Annotated in this window: 20 protein-coding genes; 8 read left to right on the plus strand and 12 right to left on the minus strand. The window is 63.3% G+C overall.

Annotated features, from left to right (window positions below; genetic code table 11):
- Nucleotides 1–31: 31 nt before the first annotated feature.
- On the plus strand, nt 32–535 hold the full coding sequence (locus tag AC0VX3_RS18345; RefSeq protein ID WP_475521711.1) for an RDD family protein: 504 nt from the start codon (nt 32–34) through the stop codon (nt 533–535).
- A gap of 31 nt (nt 536–566) precedes the next feature.
- On the opposite strand, the gene AC0VX3_RS18350 is transcribed toward AC0VX3_RS18345, so the two are convergent.
- The 3 genes from AC0VX3_RS18350 to AC0VX3_RS18360 form a co-directional block, all read right to left on the minus strand.
- A complete protein-coding gene (locus tag AC0VX3_RS18350; protein ID WP_475521712.1) occupies nt 567–1,163 on the minus strand; it encodes an SAM-dependent methyltransferase in 597 nt (198 codons plus the stop codon).
- Between the two features lie 164 nt (nt 1,164–1,327).
- The gene (gene rhaI / locus AC0VX3_RS18355) at nt 1,328–2,626 is read right to left on the minus strand and encodes an L-rhamnose catabolism isomerase (RefSeq protein ID WP_475521713.1); all 1,299 of its coding nucleotides are present in this window, start codon (nt 2,624–2,626) and stop codon (nt 1,328–1,330) included.
- 150 nt (nt 2,627–2,776) lie between these two features.
- Nucleotides 2,777–4,879, minus strand: coding sequence for a bifunctional rhamnulose-1-phosphate aldolase/short-chain dehydrogenase (locus AC0VX3_RS18360; protein ID WP_475521714.1), 2,103 nt, complete (start codon nt 4,877–4,879; stop codon nt 2,777–2,779).
- A gap of 184 nt (nt 4,880–5,063) precedes the next feature.
- Here AC0VX3_RS18360 and AC0VX3_RS18365 point away from each other — a divergent pair, with 184 nt between their 5' ends.
- The 7 genes from AC0VX3_RS18365 (at nt 5,064) to AC0VX3_RS18395 (ending at nt 12,421) form a co-directional block, all read left to right on the plus strand.
- Nucleotides 5,064–5,870 (plus strand): DeoR/GlpR family DNA-binding transcription regulator, encoded by an 807-nt coding sequence (locus AC0VX3_RS18365; RefSeq protein ID WP_475521715.1) that lies wholly within the window; start codon nt 5,064–5,066, stop codon nt 5,868–5,870.
- A 154-nt stretch (nt 5,871–6,024) separates the two neighbouring features.
- Nucleotides 6,025–7,017 (plus strand): rhamnose ABC transporter substrate-binding protein, encoded by a 993-nt coding sequence (rhaS, locus tag AC0VX3_RS18370; RefSeq protein WP_475521716.1) that lies wholly within the window; start codon nt 6,025–6,027, stop codon nt 7,015–7,017.
- 93 nt (nt 7,018–7,110) lie between these two features.
- Complete coding sequence (locus tag AC0VX3_RS18375; protein WP_475521717.1) at nt 7,111–8,664, plus strand: sugar ABC transporter ATP-binding protein; 1,554 nt, start codon at nt 7,111–7,113, stop codon at nt 8,662–8,664.
- Complete coding sequence (locus AC0VX3_RS18380; protein WP_475521718.1) at nt 8,661–9,644, plus strand: ABC transporter permease; 984 nt, start codon at nt 8,661–8,663, stop codon at nt 9,642–9,644. The genes AC0VX3_RS18375 and AC0VX3_RS18380 overlap by 4 nt, the downstream gene beginning before the upstream one ends.
- The gene (locus tag AC0VX3_RS18385) at nt 9,641–10,681 is read left to right on the plus strand and encodes an ABC transporter permease (protein ID WP_475521719.1); all 1,041 of its coding nucleotides are present in this window, start codon (nt 9,641–9,643) and stop codon (nt 10,679–10,681) included. Before AC0VX3_RS18380 ends, AC0VX3_RS18385 begins: the two co-directional genes overlap by 4 nt.
- Nucleotides 10,682–10,684: 3 nt before the next feature.
- Entirely contained in the window at nt 10,685–10,999 is a 315-nt protein-coding gene (rhaM, locus tag AC0VX3_RS18390) for an L-rhamnose mutarotase (RefSeq protein WP_475521720.1), read from the plus strand.
- Between the two features lie 6 nt (nt 11,000–11,005).
- On the plus strand, nt 11,006–12,421 hold the full coding sequence (locus tag AC0VX3_RS18395) for an FGGY-family carbohydrate kinase (RefSeq protein WP_475521721.1): 1,416 nt from the start codon (nt 11,006–11,008) through the stop codon (nt 12,419–12,421).
- Nucleotides 12,422–12,469: 48 nt separating this feature from the next.
- On the opposite strand, the gene AC0VX3_RS18400 is transcribed toward AC0VX3_RS18395, so the two are convergent.
- Genes AC0VX3_RS18400 through AC0VX3_RS18440 form a run of 9 tightly spaced genes read right to left on the minus strand, consistent with a single transcriptional unit; the run spans nt 12,470 to nt 22,542 of the window.
- Entirely contained in the window at nt 12,470–13,261 is a 792-nt protein-coding gene (locus tag AC0VX3_RS18400) for a TIGR01459 family HAD-type hydrolase (protein ID WP_475521722.1), read from the minus strand.
- Nucleotides 13,258–14,511 carry an FGGY-family carbohydrate kinase gene (locus AC0VX3_RS18405; RefSeq protein ID WP_475521723.1) on the minus strand — a complete coding sequence of 418 codons (1,254 nt, stop codon included), beginning with the start codon at nt 14,509–14,511 and terminating at the stop codon, nt 13,258–13,260. The genes AC0VX3_RS18400 and AC0VX3_RS18405 overlap by 4 nt, the downstream gene beginning before the upstream one ends.
- Nucleotides 14,508–15,533, minus strand: a complete 1,026-nt coding sequence (locus AC0VX3_RS18410; protein WP_475521724.1) for a class II aldolase/adducin family protein — start codon at nt 15,531–15,533, stop codon at nt 14,508–14,510. Before AC0VX3_RS18410 ends, AC0VX3_RS18405 begins: the two co-directional genes overlap by 4 nt.
- Nucleotides 15,530–17,029 (minus strand): glycerol-3-phosphate dehydrogenase, encoded by a 1,500-nt coding sequence (locus AC0VX3_RS18415; RefSeq protein ID WP_475521725.1) that lies wholly within the window; start codon nt 17,027–17,029, stop codon nt 15,530–15,532. Before AC0VX3_RS18415 ends, AC0VX3_RS18410 begins: the two co-directional genes overlap by 4 nt.
- Before the next feature lie 2 nt (nt 17,030–17,031).
- Entirely contained in the window at nt 17,032–17,742 is a 711-nt protein-coding gene (locus AC0VX3_RS18420; RefSeq protein WP_475521726.1) for a class II aldolase/adducin family protein, read from the minus strand.
- A gap of 9 nt (nt 17,743–17,751) precedes the next feature.
- Nucleotides 17,752–18,792: a 2-hydroxyacid dehydrogenase gene (locus AC0VX3_RS18425; protein WP_475521727.1), complete on the minus strand. Its 1,041-nt coding sequence runs from the start codon at nt 18,790–18,792 to the stop codon at nt 17,752–17,754.
- Entirely contained in the window at nt 18,789–20,342 is a 1,554-nt protein-coding gene (locus AC0VX3_RS18430; RefSeq protein WP_475521728.1) for an FGGY family carbohydrate kinase, read from the minus strand. The genes AC0VX3_RS18425 and AC0VX3_RS18430 overlap by 4 nt, the downstream gene beginning before the upstream one ends.
- Nucleotides 20,339–21,448 carry an ABC transporter ATP-binding protein gene (locus tag AC0VX3_RS18435; protein WP_475521729.1) on the minus strand — a complete coding sequence of 370 codons (1,110 nt, stop codon included), beginning with the start codon at nt 21,446–21,448 and terminating at the stop codon, nt 20,339–20,341. Before AC0VX3_RS18435 ends, AC0VX3_RS18430 begins: the two co-directional genes overlap by 4 nt.
- On the minus strand, nt 21,445–22,542 hold the full coding sequence (locus AC0VX3_RS18440; RefSeq protein ID WP_475521730.1) for an ABC transporter ATP-binding protein: 1,098 nt from the start codon (nt 22,540–22,542) through the stop codon (nt 21,445–21,447). Before AC0VX3_RS18440 ends, AC0VX3_RS18435 begins: the two co-directional genes overlap by 4 nt.
- Nucleotide 22,543 lies beyond the last annotated feature (1 nt).

Raw genomic sequence — 22,543 nt, forward strand, 5'->3', positions numbered from 1 at the left:
TAGAAGCGGTCACAATCACGGGAGCCGGACCATGTCAGCTGAAACTTCATCGGAGTACGCCCGTCGGGACCTCTTCGAAGCCGCCCTCCAGCCGGAACTGTTTTCGGGTGTGCGCAGCCGCCGGATCTTCGCATTCCTGATCGACGTGATCGCGATCGCTCTGCTGACTTTCTTCGCCGGCATCGTCGTGTTTTTCCTCGGCGTCTTCACGCTCGGCCTCGGATTTCTGCTCTACGCCATCCTGCCGACCGCGGTTGCGCTGCTCTATGTCGCGTTCACTTTGGGCGGCCCACAGGCCGCGACGCCCGGAATGCGGGCGATGGGCCTGGAAATGCGCCTGTGGTACGGGGCAAAGCCCTATCCACTTCTGGCAGCCGTCCACGCGCTGCTGTTCTGGTTCTCGATCTCGCTGCTGACGCCGCTGGTCCTTATGGTGTCGTTGTTCTCCGACCGCAAGCGGCTGTTGCACGACATCATATTGGGCACGGTGGTGATCAATTCGGCCGGTTTGCGCGATATTCCGGACGGTCGCTGATAGAGCAGCTTTCCTGGTCGCCGCCTCCTGCTCAACCGGGCTTGCGGGCGATCAGGTCGACAAGCGCCGAAGTGCCACTGTGGCCGACGCCTTCCGCAAGCTCAGCGGTATAGTCTTCAAGACGCACGATCTCCCAGGTGCCGAACCGTCTTGCAAGCATATCCGGCTCATAGAGATTCTCGACGGCGGACGGTCCACCGGTGCCGAATTCGAGTTGGCGCGGCGTGTAGCCGTGCAGAAGCAGCAGCCCTCCGGGTTTCAGTGTCCGCTCGATGCCGTTGAAGATCTCTTCGCGGAATTCCGGCGCAGCGAACTGGATGAAGATCGCGGCGACCACATCGTAGGCTTCCGGCTCCCACGTCCAGCTCTTCAGGTCGGCCAGCCTGAAGTCGACCGCGACCGCGCGTTCGGCAGCAAGCCGGCGGGCTTTTTCCAGTCCCGTCGCCGCACTGTCCATCGCGGTGACCCGCAGGCCCTTTTCCGCCATGAAAACGGAGTTCCGCCCCTCGCCGTCCGCCACGGCGAGCGCCTTCGCCCCAGGCTCCAGAAATCCTGAATTGCGAACCAGAAAGCCGCTCGGCTCCGTGCCGAAGACATAGTCCGGCGTCGTGTAGCGCTCATCCCACATGGCGGTGTTCCTTCGCTCCGGCCAGGTTCTGCCTGGTCCCCATCAGCGATATTCGAAATTCACCCCTGAGCCAACAGGGCGACCGAGACGGTGCGCGGCCCTTTCGTCGCAGCCGTGCACGACTGCCGGGCCGTCCCGGCCATTCCCCAGCCGGCCCCAGCCGGTCAGACGATGCCACCCCCTGCGCCCGTGACCGCCGGGCGGACGGCCGCGACCTTTTGCCGGTAGCCGGCTGACCGGTAGGTTGCGACCGGATCGACGGCGCCGCCCGTTTCCTGCCGGGCCATGGCCAGGATCGGTTCAACGTCGGTGCGGAAGGCGGTCTTCAAGGTGGTGGTCGCCATCAGGGCATCGTTGTCTTGCTGGTACCCGGTGAGCTTGTCCCGGTCGACCAGAAGAGCCTGGGCATAGGCGCGCTGCACTTCCATGGCGCTCACCATCAGGCTTTCGACCGGATCGGTAACATTGTGCGACTGGTCGAGCATATGGGCCGGGTTGAAGCCCGGAACGCGGCGCATTTCCGCATCCACCAGCTCGTTGAAGACCAGAAACAGCCGGTATGGATCGATGGATCCCGTATCGAGATCGTCGTCGCCGTATTTGCTGTCGTTGAAATGGAAACCGCCGAGCTTGCCGAACTGGATCAGCCGGGAAACGATCATCTCGATGTTGACGTTCGGGGCATGATGGCCGAGGTCGACCAGGCAATAGGCCCTGTCACCCAGTTCCCTGGCGATCATGTAGTTGGATCCCCAGTCCTGCACGACGGTTGAATAGAAGGCCGGTTCGTACATCTTGTGTTCGGTGAAGAGCCGCCAGTCGTCCGGCAGATTTGCGTAAATTTCCTGCGCGGATTTCAGGTAGTGATCGAACTGCCGTGCGAAATGGCTCTGGCCGGGAAAGTTCGATCCGTCGCCGACCCAGACGGTCAGGGCCTTCGACCCTATGGCCTTGCCGATCTCGATGCATTCCAGGTTGTGTTCGATGGCCTGCTGCCGTGTGGCCGGGTCAGTGTGGGACAGCGAGCCGAACTTGTAGGAAAGAGGCTGGCGGTTCTGATCCTGACCGGGCTGATCCTGAAATGTGTTGGAATTCATCGCGTCGAAGCCAAGCCCGAGCGCGCCTGCCTTTTCCCGCAGCTCCGACGGATCGGCCTTGTCCCAGGGGATGTGCAGCGATACGTCGGGCGTCGCGCGGGTCAACTGCTGAATGACCGAGCAGTCCTCGAGCTTGTCGAAAATGTTGCGCGGTTCCCCCTGGCCCGGAAAGCGCGCGAAACGCGTGCCGCCGGTGCCGACGCCCCACGAGGGGATGGCGACGCCATATGCCGCGACTTTCGCCTTGATCGCGTCAATCGCGATGCCCCGCCGGTCGAGCCGTTCGCCGAGGGTCTCGTAGTCCCGTTCCAGGCTGCCGGCCCGCGTCTGGTTTTCCCCGGCAATCACAGAGGTGTCGATCAACATGAGAAGGTCCTTTTCACAAGCCCCCTTGTCCTGAAGAGGGCCGCCAGGCCCGTCTCGAAGGACGGGCCGCTTGTCCGGTGTCTGCCGACCATCCCAGGAGACGCAAGCAGGCTCGCTCCCCGGAATGAGGCCGGTCTTGAAGGAAACCTGCTACCGCGTGAAGGCCTGAACGTTGCCGGCATCGACATTGATGATGTTGCCGGTTGATTTCGCCGATGCCTCGCAGGCAAAGAAATAGCTGGCCTCGGCGATGTCCTCCGGCAGAACGGAGCGTTTCAGCAGCGAGCGCTGACGGTAATGCTCTTCCAGCTCGGACGTGTCCTTGCCATAGGCTTCGGCGCGCTCCTTCAGCCAGTCGCCGGACCAGATCTTCGAGCCACGCAGCACGGCGTCCGGATTGACCACATTCACCCGGATGCCGTCAGGGGCGCCCTCGAGTGCCAGGCATCGGGCCAGATGCAGCTCCGACGCCTTGGCGGTGCAATAGGCGCTCGCGCCGGGGGACGCCGCCAGTCCGTTCTTGGAACCGATAAAGACGATCGATCCGCCGATGCCCTGCGTTTTCATCATGCGGAAGGCGGCGCGGGACACCAGAAAATAGCCTGTCGAAAGGATCGACATGTTCTTGTTCCAGAGCTCCAGCGTGGTGTCCTCCACGGGGGCGGAAGACGCGATCCCCGCATTGGAGACCAGGATATCGACGCCGCCGAATTCCAGTGCGGCGCGGGCAAAACTGTCCGCGACGGCGTCCTCGCTAGTGACATCCATGGTGACCGCGCGCACGACATCTGCGGAATAGCGGCCGCGCAGGTTGTCGGCGGCGGCGGCCAGCGCGTCGGCGTCGATATCGGCCAGCACGACACAGGCGCCCTCACGCAGAAAGCGTTCAGCCGTTGCCGAGCCGATCCCCCCAGCGCCGCCCGTGACCAGGGCAATCCGGCCCGCCAGACTTTTCGGTTTCGGCATGCGTTGCAGCTTGGCTTCTTCCAGGAGCCAGTATTCGATGTCGAAGGCCTCCTGCTCCGGCAGGCCGCAATAGGTCGAAACGCTGGACGCTCCGCGCATCACATTGATGGCGTTGGTGTAGAATTCACCGGAAATGCGCGCGGTCGCCTTGTCCTTGGCGAAGGTGATCATGCCGACGCCTGGGATCAGGTAGACGACCGCGTTCGGATCGCGCATGGCCGGGCTGTCTTCGTGCTTGCAGCGCTCATAATAGGCCGCATATCCCTCGCGGTATGCGGCCACGGCGTCGGGCAGTCCCTTGAGAGTTGCCGCCACATCCGGATTTTCCGGATCAAGATCCACGACCAGGGGCCGTATCTTGGTGCGCAGGAAGTGGTCCGGGCAGCTTGTGCCCAGAGCCGCAAGCGCTTCCATGTCACGGGAACAGACGAATTCGAGAACGGCATCGCTGTCGTCGAAGTGGCCGACCATGTGATGCTTGCCGCTGACCATGCCCCGGATGGCGGGCATGAGGTCCGCGGCGATTTTCTGACGCCGGGCCGGCGGCAAGGCCGTGTGGCGCGCGCCGGAGAATGCGTTCTTGTCCGCGCTCTTTGTTTCGAACCACTCAATGGCCTTGTTGATGATGTCGAGCGTGGTGTCGTAGCAGGTTTCCGCATCGTCAGCCCAGGTGAACAGGCCATGGCTTTCCAGGACCACCCCTCGGGCTTTCGGATTGTCCACGCAGAATTTTTCCAGCCAGAGGCCGAGTTCATATCCGGGCCGTTTCCAGGGCAACCAGCCGATGTCATCGCCGTAAATCTCGCGGGTGAGTGCCTGGCTGTTGGCAGCAGCCGCGATGGCGATGACCGCATCGGGATGCATGTGATCGACATGTTTCCGGGGCACATAGGCATGCAGGGGCGTGTCGATCGAGGCCGCGCGCGGATTGAGGTTGAAGGTGCAATGCGGCAGGTAGCCGACCATTTCATCTTCCTGGTCAACGCCGCGATAGAGCCCCTTCAGGGCGCGCAGCTTGTCCATGTAGAGCGTCGCGAAACCATCCATCCGGATGGTGCCGACATCGCCGCCCGACCCCTTGACCCACAGAACCTCGGTCATTTCTCCGGTCAGCGGATCCTTTTGCAGAACCTTGGCGGACGTGTTGCCGCCACCGTAGTTGGTGATACGCTTGTCGGAGCCGAGGAGGTTGGACCGGTAGAGCAGCAGCTCGGGTTCGCTCATGCCGGACACCTTCCGGGCATCCCACAGGTTCGCAAGCCGGGTGCCGGCAGCAGAATTCAACATCTTTTCCTCCCAAGAAAGCCTGGCGGCTCACGTCTCGTTGACAGGAAACTCTCTCGAACAACGCGTATTGTCAATCAAAAACAATCAACATCAATCATATTGCGCTGCGATATGATCATTTCTGACTTTTTATGATTGACAATGACCGGTATCGGTGGAAACTTCTGATCAACGGGAGGACCAGATGCACGAGAAAGAACGCCACAGGATCATTTTATCCGCAGTCCAGGATCGTCCGGTCGTGACGGTTCAGGAGCTGGTGGCGCTGACGGATTCCTCCGAGGCGACGATCCGCCGGGACATCGCCCAACTGCATGTTCAGAAAAAGCTGCGCCGGGTGCGCGGCGGGGCGGAGTCCATTCATCCACCGCAGTTCGTCGGTCTCGCCGGACGCCCCTTCAGTGTCAATGAAACAATCAACATCGCGCAGAAACGCGCGATCGCGCAAAAGGCCGTCGAGCTGTGCGAGGACGGCGATGCCATCATCGTCAATGGCGGCACCACCACCTTTCAGATGGTGCATCCGCTGGCAACCAAGCGCTGCCAGGTCTTCACCAATTCGTTCCCCATCGCAGAGCATCTTCTGAAGAATTCCAAGAACACGATCATGCTGTCCGGCGGCGTGATCTACCGCGAACAGAACATCATCCTGAGCCCGTTCGACAACGACGTGACCCGGAACTTCTACGCCAAACGCATGTTCATGGGGGCCCAGGGTCTCGGGCCGCTGGGTCTCATGGAAGCGGATCCGTTGCTGATCCAGGCCGAACAGAAGCTGATCGGCCAGGCGGACGAACTGGTGGTTCTGGTGGATTCATCGAAATTCAGCGCGCGCTCCAGCCTGATCCTGTGTCCGCTCGATCGGATTTCCACGGTCGTGACCGATGACGGCATTCCCGACAGCGCGGCGAAGATGCTGGAACAGGCGGATATCAAACTTATCGTGGCGCCTTCGGGTGCAGCACAGGCAAGGGCGACCTCAAGCGGTTAGCCGGCATCCTGCCGGCACCGAGGAGGACCGGCAGCTATCGAGATCAACGGATGTTCAATGGGAAACGCTCGAGCATCAACAAGTTGATCGATCCAAAAGTGGTAGGGCATCGCGCGTTCAAATGCACAGGCGATGCCCTTGGGAGGAAGAAACAATGAAACTCTTCAAATCGCTACTGGCGGCATCGGCTGTTGCCGCCGTCTGCCTGGCCGGACCGGCCCAGGCGGAAACCAAACGCATCGCGCTGGTCGTCAAGGCGCTCGGTATCGGCTTCTTTGAAGCGGCCGCCAAGGGCGCCGAAGAAGCCGCAAAAGAGCTCGGCGACGTGGAAATCATCTATACCGGTCCGACCGATACGACGGCGGAAGGCCAGATCGAGGTGATCAATGCGCTGATCGCCCAGAAGGTCGACGCGATCGCGATTTCGGCGAATGACCAGGACGCGCTGGTACCGGCCCTGAAGAAAGCCATGCAACGCGGCATCACCGTTGTTTCCTGGGATTCGGGCGTGGCCCCCGAAGGCCGCCAGCTTCATCTCAATCCGTCGTCCAATCCCCTGATCGGCAACATGATCATCAAGCTCGCCGCCGATCACCTGCCCGATGGCGGCGATGTCGCGGTGCTCTCCGCCTCGGCGACCGCCACGAACCAGAACATCTGGATCGAGGAAATGAACAAGGTCAAGGGCGACTATCCGGGCATCAACGTTGTCGCCACCGTCTATGGCGACGACCTTGCCGACAAGTCCTACCGCGAGGCCCAGGGCCTCATGCAGACCTATCCCGACCTGAAGGCCATCATCGCCCCGACATCCGTCGGCATCGTGGCCGCCGCGCAGGCTGTCTCGGACGCGGAAAAAGCCGGTCAGGTCAATGTGACCGGCCTCGGACTGCCGTCCGAAATGGCCGGCCACATCGAAACGGGCGCCTCCAAGTCCTTCGCGATCTGGAACCCGATCGACCTGGGCTATTCGGCCACCATGCTGGCCTATAACCTGGCCACCGGTGCCGCCGAGGCAAAGCCGGGCGCGGAAATCCCCATGGGCCGCATGGGCGCGCTCACGCTGAACGACAGCAACGAAGGCGCCATGGCGGATCCGTTTGTCTATGACAGCTCCAACATCGACGACTTCAAGGATATCTTCTAGGCGCATCCGCCGAGAAGACACGCATGCGGCCCGGCGGCGTCCCCGCCGGGCCGTTTCGGACCCCAGGAACCAATCAGCACCGGGAACCTGCACATGCTTGCGACCACGCAGGGCATCGGAGACGCGCACCCGACAACCGCCGGAAGCGACAGACCGCTGCTGTCCCTCAGGGGCATTTCGAAATCATTTCCCGGCGTCAAGGCGCTGTCAGACGTCGCCCTTGACCTTTATCCCGGCCAGGTCACCGCCCTTGTCGGCGAAAACGGTGCCGGAAAATCCACCATCGTCAAGGTTCTGACCGGCATCTATCAGCCCGAAGAAGGCGAGATCGTCATCGACGGTAAACCGGTCCGCTTCGCCACCGCGCAGGATGCGGGAAAGGCGGGCGTCACCGCGATCCACCAGGAAACGGTTCTGTTCGACGATCTGTCCGTCGCCGAGAACATCTTCATCGGTCATGCCCCGAGAACCAGGTTCGGCCTGATCGACCGCGCGGCAGTTATTCGTGAAGCCGAAAGCCTCCTTGAGCGGATCGGCGCCAGGATCGATCCGAATGTGACGCTGAAGGAACTGGGGATCGCGAGCAAGCATCTGGTGGCGATCGCGAGGGCGCTCTCTATCGACGCCAGGATCGTGATCATGGACGAGCCGACCGCCTCCCTGTCCCACAAGGAAATCGAGGAAACCTACGAGCTCGTCGAACAGCTCAAGGCGGAGGGCCGCGCGATCCTCTTCATCAGCCACAAGTTCGATGAAATCTTCCGGATCGCGGACCGCTATACCGTCTTCCGGGATGGGCAGAAGGTCGGCGACGGCAAGATCGACGACATCAGCGAGCAGGATCTGGTCACGATGATGGTCGGCCGTTCGGTCGACCAGGTCTTTCCGAAACGCACAAGCACACCGGGCAAGGAAGTCCTGAAAGTCGTCGGCTACAGCCATCCGACGGAGTTCGAGGATATCGGTTTTTCCCTTCGCGAGGGCGAAATCCTCGGTTTCTACGGCCTCGTCGGCGCCGGCCGCAGCGAGTTCATGCAGGCGCTCTTCGGCGTGACCAGACCCTCCAAGGGCGCGGTCCGGATAGACGATCGCATCGCTGTCATCCGGACACCGAACGAAGCGATCGGCCACGGCATCGTCTACGTGCCCGAAGACCGGGGCAAACAGGGCGCCATCAAGGGTCTGCCCATTTTTCAGAACGTGTCGCTGCCCTCGCTCGGAACCACCTCGAAGAACGGATTTCTTCGGCTCGCCGAGGAATTCAAGCTGGCCCGCGACTACACCCGGCGGCTCGATCTGAGAGCCGCGGCGCTGGATCAGGACATCGGCGAACTGTCCGGCGGAAACCAGCAGAAGGTCGTCATCGCCAAATGGCTGGCAACGCAACCCCGGGTGATCATTCTGGACGAACCGACAAAAGGCATCGACATCGGTTCGAAGGCGGCGGTTCACGAATTCATGGCCGAACTCGCAGCGCAAGGCCTGGCCGTGATCATGGTGTCCTCCGAAATACCGGAGATCCTGGGCATGTCCGACCGGGTGATCGTCATGCGCGAAGGCCGTATCGCCGGTGAATTCGAAGGCGATGCGCTGACGCCGGAACACCTGGTGCGCACGGCAGCCGGCATCGAGGAGACGAAACCGTGACCGCATCCCTGTTCAGATCCCGGGAGAGCGTGCTGGCCGCTGCAATCCTGGTGCTCGTCCTGGCCATCGCGGTGCGTTTTCCCGCCTTTGTTTCCCCGTCGAACCTCGCCGGTGTCTTCAACGACACCGCCCCCCTGATCATCCTTGCCCTCGGGCAGATGGCCGTGATCCTGACGCGCTGCATAGATCTCTCCGTCGCCGCCAATCTGGCCCTGACCGGAATGATCGTCGCCATGCTCAACATGGTCATGCCGGAGCTTCCGATCGCCGCGATCCTGCTGATCGCGGTCAGCCTCGGTGCCTTGATGGGGCTGATCAACGGGCTTCTGGTCTGGAAGCTCGAGATCCCGCCGATCGTGGTCACGCTCGGCACGATGACGATCTATCGCGGCCTGATCTTCCTGATCTCCGACGGCCAGTGGATCAACGCCCATGAAATGAGCGACGCGTTCAAGGCCTTCCCGCGCGGGATCGTTCTCGGCCTGCCCGTGCTGTCCTGGATCGCCATTGCCGTCACCGGGCTGTTCATGGTGCTGATCGGCCGCACGTCGCTGGGGCGGGCATTTTTCGCCGTTGGCGGAAATCCCCATGCCGCGGTCTATACCGGCATCGATGTCGGCCGGACCCAATGCGCCGCCTTCGTTCTTTCGGGCGCGCTGGCCGGATTGACCGGCTATCTCTGGGTCGCCCGCTACGCGGTCGCCTATGTCGACATTGCAGGCGGTTTCGAGCTGGAAGTGGTTGCCGCCTGTGTCATCGGCGGCATTTCGATCGCGGGAGGCATCGGATCCGTGGGCGGCGCGCTGCTGGGGGCGCTGTTCCTCGGCATCGTCAAGAACGCCCTGCCGGTCATCAACATCTCACCATTCTGGCAATTGGCGATTTCAGGTACGGCGATCATCATCGCGGTCGCGTTCAACGCCACCTCGAACCGGACCAAGGGCCGCGTCATCCTGAAAAAAGCGGAGCACGCGTCATGAGCCTCTCCCCGCCGCACACTCAGCCCCCCTCCCCGGGTCCGGTCAAGGCGTCCGGCCGGTCGTTGCCGGACCGGCTGAAATCGCCGTTGAGCCGCTTTCTGGGCAGTTGGGAACTGCTGCTGCTGATCGTCGCGGCAGCCGTGTTCGTGATCAACAGCAACGCGTCGCCCTACTTTCTGGACCCATGGAACCTGTCGGACGCGACGTTCAATTTCACGGAAAAGGCGATGATCGCCTTCGCCATGGCGCTGTTGATCATTTCCGGTGAAATCGACCTGTCCGTGGCATCGATCATCGCACTGACCTCCACCGCGATGGGTTTTGCCGTGCAACTGGGGGCGGACACCGGAATGCTGATCGCCATCGGTCTTGGTGTCGGCCTGGCCTGCGGCGCCTTCAACGGCATTCTGGTGACGGGCTTCGGACTGCCGTCCATCGTGGTGACGATCGGCACAATGAGCCTGTTCCGGGGCCTTTCGTATATCGTTCTCGGCGACAAGGCCTATACCGGCTACCCTGCCGACTTCGCCTTTTTCGGCCAGGGCTACGTCTGGTGGGTGATCACGTTCGAGTTCGTGCTGTTCGCGCTGGTCGCGCTGGTCTTTGCCGTGCTGCTTCACCGCACCAGTTTCGGCCGCGCGGTCACCGCCATCGGCAACAATCCGGTCGGCGCGCTGTTTTCCGGGATCCAGGTGGCACGGGTCAAGTTCGCGCTGTTTCTCCTGACCGGGCTGATGTCCGGCGTCGCCGCGATCTGCCTGACCTCGCGGCTGGGAGCGACACGGCCGTCGATCGCGTTCGGCTGGGAGCTGGAAGTCGTCACCATGGTGGTGCTCGGCGGCGTCAGCATTCTGGGCGGTTCGGGATCGATCCCCGGTGTGGTCATCGCTGCCTTCGTCATGGGCATGGTGACCTTCGGCTTCGGCCTGCTGAACGTGCCCGGCATCGTCATGTCGATCTTCATCGGTCTGCTCCTGATCGCGGTCATCGCCCTGCCGAAGATCGCCCGCCAGCTGCTTGCTGGGAGGAGATCCTGAACCATGGAAAAATACGCCTTCAAGATGAAGCTCAATGCGGGCATGGAAGCCGAATACAAAAAGCGCCATGACGCCATCTGGCCGGAGCTTGTGGCCCTGCTGAAATCGGCCGGTATCCGCGACTATTCCATCCATCTCGACAGGGAAACCAGTCTTCTCTTCGGCGTTCTGTGGCGCGATGACGGGCACAGGATGGACGATCTGCCGGATCACCCGGTGATGCAAAAATGGTGGGCGCACATGGCCGATATCATGGCAAGCGGGCCGGACAACACTCCGGTCGTCACGCCGCTTGAAACCGTCTTTCACATGGAGTGATGCGCGATGGTCCCCGTCACACATGTCGGCGTGATCGACATCGGCAAGACCAACGCCAAGGTCGCCGTGGTCGATCTGGAAAACCGGACTGAGATCGGCGTCCTGAAGCGCGCCAACACGGTGCTGCCCGGACCACCCTACCCCCATTATGACGTGGACGGCCTGTGGCGGTTCATCTGCGACAGCCTGGCCGAATTGCACCTCGTGCACCGCATCGACGCGATTTCCGTCACCACCCACGGGGCTTCCATCGTCCTTCTGGACGCCGAGGGTGGCCTCGCCGCCCCGGTGCTCGATTATGAATGCGACGGCCCGGACTGTCTCGCGGCGGACTATGACGCGATCCGGCCGGGTTTCAGCGAAACCGGATCGCCGCGGCTCGCCATGGGACTGAACGTGGGGGCGCAGCTTTTCTGGCAGTTCAGGTCCAACCCCGGCTTGCAGCAGCGCGTCGCCGCAGTCCTGACCTATCCGCAATACTGGGCCTTCCGGCTGACGGGACAGCGCGCCTGCGAGGTCACCTCGCTCGGCTGTCACACCGACCTGTGGAACCCGCACCTGCGGTGTTTTTCCCCGCTTGTGGAGCGGCTGGGCCTGAGCGGGAAGATGGCGCCGGTCAAACAGGCGGCAGACTGCGCAGGCCTGCTGTTGCCGGAAATTGCCGCAAGGACAGGATTGCCGGGCACGGTGGCGGTTGCCTGCGGCATTCACGATTCCAATGCCTCTCTCTACCCGCACTTCTTGCAGCGCCAGGCGCCTTTTTCGGTCGTCTCCACCGGCACCTGGGTGATCGTGCTTTCCATCGGCGGCAAGAGCGTTGACCTTGATCCGGCGCGCGACACGCTGATCAACACCGATGCTTTCGGCAACCCGGTCCCCTCCGCAAGGTTCATGGGCGGACGCGAATTCGACCGGCTCATGGGCGGCAGGGCGAACTCCTGCACCGAGGCCGAGCAAGCCGATGTGCTTGACCGGAAGGTCATGCTGTTTCCGGCGGCCGAGCCCCTTTCGGGGCCGTTTCAGGGCCGCGATGCCCACTGGAGCGTGGACGAAACCGGCTTGACGGACGGGGAGCGTTTCGCGGCGGTGTCGTTCTACCTGGCGTTGGTCACGGCGGAATGCCTGGCGATGACCGATGCCGACGGACCGACACTGGTGGAAGGTCCGTTTGCCCGCAACAGCGGTTACCTGGAGATGCTGGCGGCCGCGACGGGCCGGCCTGTCATCGCCTCCGAAGGCTCTGCGACCGGCACCAGCATCGGCGCCGCCCTGCTGGTTTCCGGCAGCACCCGGCCGCCGGAGGCTGGTTCCCGCTCGGGTTCAATTGCCCAAGACGCTGCTTCGGACCTCGAGCCCCCGTTCAATCCGGCTTTCCGGGCCTATGCCGAGATCTGGCGGTCGCAGGTTTACAAGACCCTCTGAGAAGCGGCGTAAAACTGCCGGCCGGCAGTGCCGTCCTTCTGCGATGGATCACCAGCTCAACCTGGTCATGGCGAAGTCCGGGGCTGCGCCTTCGAGGCGCGATTGCACGCCGCTGCGGATCAGCAAGGTTTTCAATCCGACGGCCGCGGCGCCGGAAATATCGTGGTGCGGGCTGTCGCCGATCATGAGCACCTTTTCCGCAGCAGGGTTGCCCATGGCGCGAAGAGCGGTTTCGAACATTGCGGGGGCGGGTTTGCCCAGAACCTCCACCGGTCCTCCCATCCGCCGGTAATCCTCGGCAACTGCCCCCGGACCGAAGGCGGTCTGTCCTGCCTGTGTCAGAAGCAAGTCCGGATTGACCAGAAGCGCCGGCGTTTTGCCATGCGCATAGGGACGCAGCCGGCTGGCGTAGTCCTCGCGGCTCACCTGAAAGGGGTCGACCGACGCGATCACAACCATTTCCGCCGGTTCCCCCGCTGCGGACAGCCGCACATCCAGCCCGTCGGCAAGTTCGGTCTCACCGTCCCGGGCGATCAGCAGCAGGGCCGCGCCGGACGGCAGGCCGGCGATCGTGTCTCGGGCAAGTTCCCCGGAACTGACCACGTGATGGAACAGCTCCGCGGCGAACCCCAGGCGCGCCAGCCTGTCCAGATTGGTCTTCGCGCGTTTTCCGGAGTTCGTCAGTGCCGCAACGGGAACGCCCCTCTGTTTCAGGGCCAGCAAGGCGGCCTGCGCGCCCTCGAAGGGCGTCTCGCCATCATGCAGAACACCATATTGGTCGACAATGACCGCCTCGAATTCGCCTGCGATTTCTTCGAGCCCGGTGATCTCTCGTGTCATGCTCGCAACCAGTCCAGTGCCAGCCGGGCGACGCCGACCGCGGCGTCTTCCGAGCTTGCCGGCGTTTCTTCCAGCCCAAGTGCTTGCTGTCTCAGGGCCCGCCACACGGGATTCCGGGCTCCGCCCCCGACCGTGCGCAGCGTTGCGGGCGCGGGTGTGCCGAGTTCCGTCAGGCGGCGGTAGCCGGTGGCCTCGATCCGGGCCATGCCCTCCAGCATGGCCTTTACGAATGTCTCATCCTGTTCCGGGCGCGGCTCAAGCCTTGGAGCGAGATCCGGGTCAGATACCGGGAAACGCTCGCCCGGTCTTGTCAGCGGGTAATAATCAAGTCCCGTCGGACTGCCGGGATCCATTTTCGCGCTCAAGCGCTCAAGTTCTTCCGGTGTGAAATACGCAGCCAGAACACCGCCCCCGGTGTTGGACGCACCGCCCGCCAGCCACATGTCGCCGATGCGGTGGCTGTAGATGCCGTATTCAGGCGCGAAAACCGGCCGGTCGGACAGAAGCTTGATGGTCAAGGTGGTGCCGAGCGCGGTAACCGCGTCGCCCGGTTCGCAGGCGCCCGTTGCCAGGAAAGAGGCGCAGCCGTCAGTCACCCCGGCCACCAGCGCAGCCCCTGCGGGAAGACCGAAGGCACCCGAAAGCGTCCCGGATCGGCTGCCGGCGGGAACCACATCCGGCAGCAAAGCCGTGTTCAATCCTGTCTGTGCGATCCAGTCCGGCCACTTGCGGTCAACCGGATCATAGCCTGTCTTCAGGGCATTGCTTTCATCCGTGGGCACCGGCGCGTCCGCGAACAGACCTGCGATCCAGTCGGACTGATGGACGATGCGCGCAACGCCCGGCCGCCGTTGCAGCAGCAGCGCTCGGGCCAGTGCCGACGCCGCGCCATGGGCGGCGCTCTGCCGGGGCGCGACCCTTGAAATCGCCTCGGGAATGCCCGGGTCACCCACCGTATCATTGTACATCAGCGCATCGCCGACCGGTGCCCCTGCCCCGTCCAGGGCAAGGGCGGTTCCCGACGTACCGTCTATGGACAGAGCGCCGACTTCGGCAAGATCGTGCTCCTGGCGGAACCGGTCCAGGAGCGCCTGCAAGGCCGCATGCCAAACGTCCGGCGAGCGCAAATTGTCGCCGTGGTCGGACATTTTTTCAGAGGCCTTTCCCTGAACCAAGCCGTTCGGATTCAAGAGGGCAACCCGAATGCCTGACGTGCCGATATCCAGGCCAAGCGCCAGCCGCTCGCTCATTGCGGGTCACCCGCGAGACGGCGGGTGCGCGCCTCTTCCAGCGCCTGGCGGTGTATCTCCGCGTCCCAGCCGAGCAAATCGAGAGTTTGCTCCCTGGTCAGCCGGGTGGGATTGTCCGGCAATCGAAAAACGACCTCGCCCATCATCTTCGCAAGGGCAACGCAGGCCGGCGTCGCCCCGACCGGGACGGCGGCCCCGCGCCGGGGAAAGAAAGCGAGACTGACCGGTGACCCGTCGACGACATCCACGGGTATACCGCTGACGACGGGTTCGGGTCCGAGGAATATCACCTGATCGGGGAACAGAGCCGGCCGCACCGCTTTGGCAAGTGCTTCGGAATCAAAGGCCAGCGCGGTCGTCGCCCCTTCCGGCAAGGCGGTCCAGCCGCTGCCTTCCAGGTCGCCGGCGAGATCCGGGTCCGGACCTGAAACAGGAACCGGTCCACGGTCGAAGTGCCGGGCTATCTGCGCAATCCTGGCCTCTGCCTCGGCAACGGTTTCGCCGATGACGATGAGACCGTGATTGCCGAGGACCGCGCCCTTCGCACCTGGGCGCCAGGCCTCGAGCACCGAACGCGCCAGCTCGGCGCCGGGCTTTCGATAAGGAACAAAAACCAGCCCGAGCGCATCGAGTTCGGCAGACGGTATCGGTGCGCTCGAGCGCGCAAGCGTGGCAACACAATGGGTGTGCAGCACCACCGGTGCGTCCAGAGCCGCGTGAAAGGTGGTCTCGATGGAGGGGCGAAGACTGCCGGACAACAGAAATTCGGCCGGCTTTTCCGCGACGGGATCGCCCAACGTCAGCGCCGCTTTCATCGCTTCGGCATCCACCGGGGCGAAGATGTCCTGCTGACGCGCGTCGGCCAACCACGTCCCGGATGCCTTCACCAGCATCTTTCCATCGGCCTTGAGCGAGACGTTGCCGCCCGGTCCCTGGATCTGCAGAGGATTTGTGCCGAGACGGGCGGCGGCGGCTTCGAGTGCCGAAAACTCAGCACTGCCGCGAAGGTCCTCGATGGTCATGCCGCGCACCTCCGGTTCAGCCAGTCCTCGACACGCCGGCGTTCGTCACCGGACATGAAAAGATAGTGTTTGGAACGCCGTGTCAGCATGTCATCGGCACTCATCGCCCACTCGTTTTCCATCATCCATTCCGCTTCGCGGGCATAGAACAATCCCCCGAAATGCTCGCCGAGATCGGCAAGGCTCTCAGCTCCCTGAAGCAGGGTTTCCGCCTCGCTACCATAAGTGCGAGCGTAATGCGCGGCCAGTTCAGGCGGCAGCCACGGCACCTTCCGCCGGAACTCCGCCAGCCAGGCCTCGAAGCCGCCCTCCGGCAGGTTGCCGCCCGGAAGTGCTGCGTCCCGGGTCCAGGGGGGCTGCATTTGCGGCAGGAACGGCTGCAACCGGTCCAGCGCCGCCTCCGAAAGCTTGCGGTAGGTCGTCAGTTTTCCGCCGAAGGCAGACAACATGGGGGCCTGCCCGTTACCGCCGTCCAGTTCGAACGTGTAATCCCGGGTGACGGCCGAGGCGCCCTTGGAACTGTCGTCGTCGAACAGGGGGCGCACGCCGGAGTAGGAAGAAACGATATTCTGCGCGGTCAGGTCCACCTTGAAGTAGCCGTTCAGGATATCCAGAAGATAACCGGCCTCCTCCGCTTCCACCTCGACATCCTCGGGCCGTTCGTTGAACGGTATGTCCGTCGTGCCGACCAGAGCCAGGTCGTCGAAATAGGGATTGACGAAAATCAGCCGCTTGTCCGGCGCCTGCAGGACATAACCGTGTTTGCCCAACCACCAGCGTTTCATGATCAGGTGAGAGCCCTTGACCAGGCGAATGCTCTTGGTCGAATTCACGCCGCCGACGGTGCCGATGACCTGTTCGACCCAGGGGCCGGCCGCGTTGAAGATGGCCCTGGCCGTCACTTCGCGCCGGCCGTCCGGGCCGTCCAGGGCGAGCCGCCAGAGCCCGTTTTCGCGCCGGGCCGAGGTGACCCTGGTCCTGGTCGCGATCTCCGCTCCCCGCCGGGCCGCGTCGACGGCGTTGAGCACGACCAGACGGGAATCGTCGACCCGAACGTCGTAATAGGCGAAGGCGTGGGTATAGGCATCGCGGAGCATCTGCCCTTCCGGTTCCCGATCAAGCCTCAGGGCCGCCGTGGCGGGTATCGTCTTGCGGCCACCCAGATGATCGTAAAGAAACAATCCCAGCCGGATGAGCCAACGCGGACGTTGTTCGGGAGAGTGCGGCAGAACCAGTTTCAGCGGCCAGGCAAGATGCGGCGCCGCCTTCAGCACGACTTCCCGCTCGATCAGGGCCTCGCGCACCAGTCGGAACTCGTAATACTCCAGATACCGCAGGCCGCCGTGGATGTATTTTCCCGATCTCGAAGAGGTGCCCTGGGCCAGGTCGTTCTTTTCGGCAAGCAGGACCTTGAGGCCCCGCCCGGCGGCATCGCGCGCGGTTCCGGCTCCGTTGATGCCGCCACCGATCACAACAAGGTCGTAGGGGGTCTCCATGGTCAGGCCTTCTTGGACGTCTTCTTGCGTTTCGAGGTGGCCTTGCCGACACCCTCGTGATCGTCCTGGAGACCGTACGAGCCGAAAGCCCTGGCGGTTTCGGCGATCGCGGCCTCCGACAAGAGCACCGGGCCACCGATCAGCAGCGTGTTGTAGTACTGGCGGGCGATGGTCTCCAGTTCGACCGCAAGCCACATCGCCTTGTCGATGGTGTCGCCGACGACGATGGAGCCGTGGTTGGCAAGCAGACAGGCGCAGCGGTCCTTGAGAGCCTCCAGGGCGAATTCGGAAAGCTCGGCGGTTCCGAAGGTTGCATAAGGCGCGCAGCGCACATCGGTGCCGCCGAAAGCCGCCATCATGTAGTGGACGGGCGGAATCGGTTTGCGGGCAATGGCCAGGGTCGTGCAATAGGTGGGATGGGCATGAACAACCGCGCCCGCATCGGGCCGGCCCTTGAGAATATCGAAATGAAACCGCCACTCGGTCGACGGCTTCAGGGGGCCTTCCCAGGTTCCGTGCTCGGCATCAAAGGGCATGGAGGCGATCATTTCGGGCGTCATCGCCTCGTAGGGCGTTGCCGACGGAGTGATCAGCATCCGGTCCTGATAGCGCGCGGAGATATTTCCGGACGTGCCCTGGTTCAGGCCGGAGGCGTTCATGAACCTGCATTTGTCGATGATGGCCTGGCGCAGATCTCTTTCGTCTTTTTTCATGTCGTTTCCTCAGCAGGGATTGAGCGGCGGTTCACCCGATATCCAGCGGCGCACTTCCTCAGCGGCCTTGGCAGCGGCGATCCGAACTGTCTTCAGGGATGCCCCCGCGATGTGCGGGGTGAGTGTCACGTTGGGCAGTTGCAGAAGTGGCCAGTCGGGAGGGGTCGGTTCGACGGCGAAGGTTTCCAGCATCGCACCGCGCAGGTGCCCTTCCTTCAACACGTCGTAGAGTGCGTCGTAATCCATCAGCGGGCCGCGGGCGGTGTTGACGAGTACCGCGCCCTTCTTCATGGCGCGCAAGGTCTCCGCGTTCATCATGTTGCGGGTTTCATCGCTCACCCGAGGGTGCAGGCTGACGATATCGGAGCACCCCAGAAGCGTGTCGAGATCCACCTTTTCAACGCCGTCGGCCGCATCGGCCGGATCGAGCTGCACATAAGGATCGCAGACCAGAACCCGGGTCCCGAACGCCCTGAGCAGCCTGACGACCAGAGTGCCGACATTGCCGTAGCCGATCACCCCGACGGTGAGATCCGAGAGTTCGTCTCCAGTGACATCGGCGCGATAGAGATCGCCCCGGTAGTCGCCCTGCCGCAGGCCTTCATGGCCCCTGGTGATATTGCGGGTCTCGGCGATGATCGCTCCGATGGTGAACTCCGCCACAGCAGAGGCGTTGCGGCCGGGAGTGTTCACCACCGTGACCTCGTTTTCCCGGGCCGCCGCCATGTCGATGTTGACCGGACCACCCCGGGACACCGCAACCAGTTTCAGATTGGGAAGGCTGTCGAACATCAGCCGGGACAGCGGCGCGAGATGGGTTACCAGAACCGGCGCGTCGCCGATATGGCCGATCACTTCGTCGGCGGTTCCCATATATTCCTTCAATCCGTCCATGCCCGCGACCGCATAGCCGTGCTGCATCGGCTCGTCCGGCCAGGGCTGCTGAAGTTTGCGGCAGACAACAGCGTCGCCGCAAGCCTGCTGCAAGGCATGCTCGAAGATGTCGGGCAGCATGAAACGGTCGCCGATGATGGCGATTTCTACAGTCATCGGAGTGCCTCCCGCATGGTTGTCTGGGCCGCCCAGGCCGGCACCATGGCTTCACGCGTCGCCAGATATCCGCCGAACAGGGCGTCATACGTCGCCACGAGGCTGCTGTCCGGCTGCTCCGGTTCCTGCAGAAGCGGGTAAACCCAGCGGCGGGTGGCGTCGGCCGCGTCCTCGAAAATGCCAAGGGCGATACCGGCGATCATCACCGCGCCCGCAGCCCCGGCCTCCGGCTGGGCGACGGTTCGCACAGGCCTGTTCAGCGCGGAAGCCAGAATACGGACCAGCGCGGACGATCGCGTCGCCCCGCCGCTCAGACGGATCTCGGCGGGCATTTCGCCCAGCGCCGTGTAGCAGTCGCGCGAGGCGAGCGCGAGACCGTCGAAAACGGACCGGACCATGTCGAACCAGCCGCTCGTCCGGTCCAGTCCCGTGAATCCGGCCCGCGCCTGCGAATTGGCGAAGGGCCCACGCTCTCCGGCGGTCGAGATATAGGGGTGGTAGAGTGCGGCGCCCGGCCGGGCCGCCATGACCTTGTCGTCGAGCCCGTTGAGCAGATCCCCCCGGGTTCGGGTCACGCCTTGTGATGCCAGCAGTTCCAGGGCGACATCCAGCAGCCAGTCGATGTTCAGCGTGGCCGCCATGTTGGTCTGGATCTGGGCGTAGGCCTTACCGGGAAATGCCATGGTATATCCGCAGCGGTCGGCATTGAAGGAGACGCTGTCGGCATCGGGTACGAAGCGCATATGCATCCCGGTCGAGCCGATGACGGAAAAACCCGGCCGCGCCTGCGCGTCGTGCAACCCCGCCCCGAGCGCGGTGCACATCACATCGACATACCCCAGAGACACCGGCAGGCCTTCCGGCAGGCCGGTTTGTTCGGCGGCCTGTTTCGTCAGCCTGTGGGTCTGCCGTGCACCGTCCAGGATCGGCGGCAGCAGCTTGCGCAGATGCGACAGGCCGAGCGCCTGCAGCACATCCTCGCAATAATCGCGTGTCCGGAAGTCACCGAACGTGAACACCGCTTCGGTCGGGTCGGCCGCAAGCACGCCGGTCAGCCTGTAATACAGCCAGTCCTTGCAATGCAACGCGGTTGCCGCCTGCTCCAGCAACTCGGGGGCGTGGCGGGTCATCCACAGGAGGTGGGTGCGCATCTGGCAGACGTTCACCCCGGCACCGGTGTTGCGGTAGATGGTGTCTATGCCGTCGCAGTCGGCGAGCTCTCGGGCTTCGGCAGCTGCCCGGGCATCAAGCCACAGCCAGCCGTCATGGACCGGTTCGCCGTCAGCGTCGACAAGCCAGGTGCCGTCTCCCTGGGCCGTGATGCCGAGCGCCAGGACCCTGTGCGGACCGACACTCTGCGCGACTTCACGCAACACGGAGGCCGTATCCGTCCAGGTCCGGTGCATGCTCTGGGTCACACCGCCGTCCGGCAAGGTCTCGTAACTGTTGCGCCGGCTGGCCGATGCGATTTCCCGCCCGTCCAGATCGAAGGCCACGGCCTTGATGACCGAGGTTCCCGCGTCGACGCCGATCAGAACATCGCCACTCATGCAGGCTTGCCTCCATGACTGATGGCCCGGCCGCTGCCGCTGTCGAACAAATGCAGGTCGGCGGGCGAGATGCTGATGCAGACCGGGGTGCCTTCGGCCAGGGCCAGGCGCTGATGTTCCACGGAGACGATCGAACCGCCCGCGAATTCCGCCGCGATATGGGTCTGGTCGCCAAGCCACTGGTTGACCAGAACCTTGGCCTGCAGGCCGGTGTCGGCCAGTTTCACGGCATCGGGCCGGATGCCGATCGTCACGTCCGCACCGGCGTTCAGCGACCCGCGCAGTTCGTCAGAAAAATCAGCGCTGTCGAAGTCGAAGGCAACGCCGCCTTCCAGGGCGAATTCAATTCGTCCGTCCTTCATGCCGGCCCGCGCCGGAAACACGTTCATCGGCGGTTCGCCGATGAAGGTCCCGGTGAAGAGGTTCGCGGGACGGTCCTTGAGCGCGGCGGGACTGTCGAACTGCTGCAGTTCGCCGTCCTCCATCACCGCGATCTTGTCGGCGAGCGCGTTGGCTTCGGTCTGGTCGTGGGTGACCAGGATCGCGGTCAGGCCGCGCTCCTGAATGAAGTGCTTGATCCGTCCACGCAGCAAGGCCCGCAATTGCGGTTCCAATTGTCCCATGGGCTCATCGAGAAGATGGAGGGTCGCATCCCGGATCAGGGCCCGCGCCAGCGAGGCGCGCTGTTGCTGGCCTCCGGAAATCGACGACGGGTACCGGTCCAGAAGCGCCTCGATTTCCACAAGATGCGCGACTTCCCGCACACGCCTGTCCACTTCGGCGACCGGCAGACGCTCGCGCTTGAGCGCGAAGGCGATGTTTTCGTAAAGGGTCAGCGGCGGATAGAGCGAATAGCCTTCAAAGGCCATCGCGACGCCGCGTCTGGCCGGTGGCAGGGTGTCGATCCGGGCACCGTCGAGGGAGATGGATCCGCCGCTGACCGATTCAAAGCCGGCAATCATCCGCAGGGTCGATGTCTTGCCGCACCCCGACGATCCCAGAAGCGCGACGATCTCGCCTTTCTCGATGCGCAGTTCCAGATCCTTCACGGCGTGTACGACACCACCATAGACCTTGTTGACGCCGGACAGATCAAGATAACTCATGCTGCCTGCTCCTTCGCATCCGGCGCCGGTACAATGCGTTCGCCCGTGGCCCGGTCAAACAGGACCGCGCCGGTGCCGTCCACCGCCAGATGTGCCCTGCCTGTCGAACGCGCGGGGGTTCCGGCCGGGCGCGACACGAAGATTTCCCGGCCCCGCTTGGTCTGGGTCAGCGTGACGATCTTCTCGTTGAAGGGCGTCTCGGCTTCGATGTCGACCGGTATGCCGGCGTCGGCAAAGCGCAGCATTTCCGGTCTGAGGCCTATGATGGCCTCCTGCCCGACAAACACATCGTAACCCGCTTCCAGCCGGACCTTCTGGTCGGAAAGGCGCACGAACACGCCGGTCTCGTCGCGTTCCGGTTTCACATCCAGCAGATTGATCACCGGGTCCCCGAAGAGCTTGGAGATGGCGGTATTGGCCGGACGCAGATAGATATCTTCCGGGGTCCCGATCTGACTGATCCGGCCACCGTCCAGCACGGCGATCGTATGTCCAAGCGCCATGGCTTCCTTGTAGTCCTGGGTAACATAGATGACGGTGGTTCCCCTTCCCGCCAGAAGCCGCGGCAGCTCCAGCCGCATTTCGAAGCGAAGCTTGGCATCGACATTGCGCAGGGGATCGTCGAGAAGCAGGATCTCGGGCTCGGCCACCAGCGCCCTGGCCAGCGCGGTGCGCTGCTTCTGGCCGTTGGAAAGCTCTTTGGGCGCATGTCCGAGGACATGACCGATCTTGAGCAGCTCGGCGACCTTCCGGACGCCGGAGCCGACCTGATCCCGGGTCAATCTGCGGGCCTTCAGCGGGCTGGCGATGTTTTCTTCCGCCGACATGTGCGGAAACAGGGCGAAGTTCTGGAACGCCATGCCCAGATTGCGTGCTTCCGGAGGCAGATCGGTGACGTCCACGTCATTGAGAAAGACGCGGCCCTCTTCCGGGTCGACGGCTCCGGCAATGCAGCGCAGCAGCACTGTCTTGCCGGCTCCGGACGGGCCGAACAAGGCCAGGGTTTCGCCTTTCGGGACCTCGAGCGAGAGATTGTCGAGGACCTTTTCCGATTTGTAGACCTTGGTCAGGGACCTGATTTCAATACCGCTCATG

This window comes from Roseibium sp. QJM3NY_11 (assembly GCF_056173175.1).

What these genes read in the sequence shown, in the direction of transcription:
- AC0VX3_RS18410 (WP_475521724.1), bottom strand. Translation starts at nt 15,533, where the DNA reads ATGACCATCGAGGACCTTCGCGGCAGTGCTGAGTTTTCGGCACTCGAA.
- rhaI (WP_475521713.1), bottom strand. Translation starts at nt 2,626, where the DNA reads ATGTTGATCGACACCTCTGTGATTGCCGGGGAAAACCAGACGCGGGCC.
- rhaM (WP_475521720.1), top strand. Translation starts at nt 10,685, where the DNA reads ATGGAAAAATACGCCTTCAAGATGAAGCTCAATGCGGGCATGGAAGCC.
- AC0VX3_RS18440 (WP_475521730.1), bottom strand. Translation starts at nt 22,542, where the DNA reads ATGAGCGGTATTGAAATCAGGTCCCTGACCAAGGTCTACAAATCGGAA.
- AC0VX3_RS18365 (WP_475521715.1), top strand. Translation starts at nt 5,064, where the DNA reads ATGCACGAGAAAGAACGCCACAGGATCATTTTATCCGCAGTCCAGGAT.
- AC0VX3_RS18375 (WP_475521717.1), top strand. Translation starts at nt 7,111, where the DNA reads ATGCTTGCGACCACGCAGGGCATCGGAGACGCGCACCCGACAACCGCC.
- AC0VX3_RS18360 (WP_475521714.1), bottom strand. Translation starts at nt 4,879, where the DNA reads ATGTTGAATTCTGCTGCCGGCACCCGGCTTGCGAACCTGTGGGATGCC.
- AC0VX3_RS18400 (WP_475521722.1), bottom strand. Translation starts at nt 13,261, where the DNA reads ATGACACGAGAGATCACCGGGCTCGAAGAAATCGCAGGCGAATTCGAG.
- AC0VX3_RS18385 (WP_475521719.1), top strand. Translation starts at nt 9,641, where the DNA reads ATGAGCCTCTCCCCGCCGCACACTCAGCCCCCCTCCCCGGGTCCGGTC.
- AC0VX3_RS18345 (WP_475521711.1), top strand. Translation starts at nt 32, where the DNA reads ATGTCAGCTGAAACTTCATCGGAGTACGCCCGTCGGGACCTCTTCGAA.
- AC0VX3_RS18405 (WP_475521723.1), bottom strand. Translation starts at nt 14,511, where the DNA reads ATGAGCGAGCGGCTGGCGCTTGGCCTGGATATCGGCACGTCAGGCATT.
- rhaS (WP_475521716.1), top strand. Translation starts at nt 6,025, where the DNA reads ATGAAACTCTTCAAATCGCTACTGGCGGCATCGGCTGTTGCCGCCGTC.
- AC0VX3_RS18435 (WP_475521729.1), bottom strand. Translation starts at nt 21,448, where the DNA reads ATGAGTTATCTTGATCTGTCCGGCGTCAACAAGGTCTATGGTGGTGTC.
- AC0VX3_RS18425 (WP_475521727.1), bottom strand. Translation starts at nt 18,792, where the DNA reads ATGACTGTAGAAATCGCCATCATCGGCGACCGTTTCATGCTGCCCGAC.
- AC0VX3_RS18395 (WP_475521721.1), top strand. Translation starts at nt 11,006, where the DNA reads ATGGTCCCCGTCACACATGTCGGCGTGATCGACATCGGCAAGACCAAC.
- AC0VX3_RS18350 (WP_475521712.1), bottom strand. Translation starts at nt 1,163, where the DNA reads ATGTGGGATGAGCGCTACACGACGCCGGACTATGTCTTCGGCACGGAG.
- AC0VX3_RS18430 (WP_475521728.1), bottom strand. Translation starts at nt 20,342, where the DNA reads ATGAGTGGCGATGTTCTGATCGGCGTCGACGCGGGAACCTCGGTCATC.
- AC0VX3_RS18420 (WP_475521726.1), bottom strand. Translation starts at nt 17,742, where the DNA reads ATGAAAAAAGACGAAAGAGATCTGCGCCAGGCCATCATCGACAAATGC.
- AC0VX3_RS18415 (WP_475521725.1), bottom strand. Translation starts at nt 17,029, where the DNA reads ATGGAGACCCCCTACGACCTTGTTGTGATCGGTGGCGGCATCAACGGA.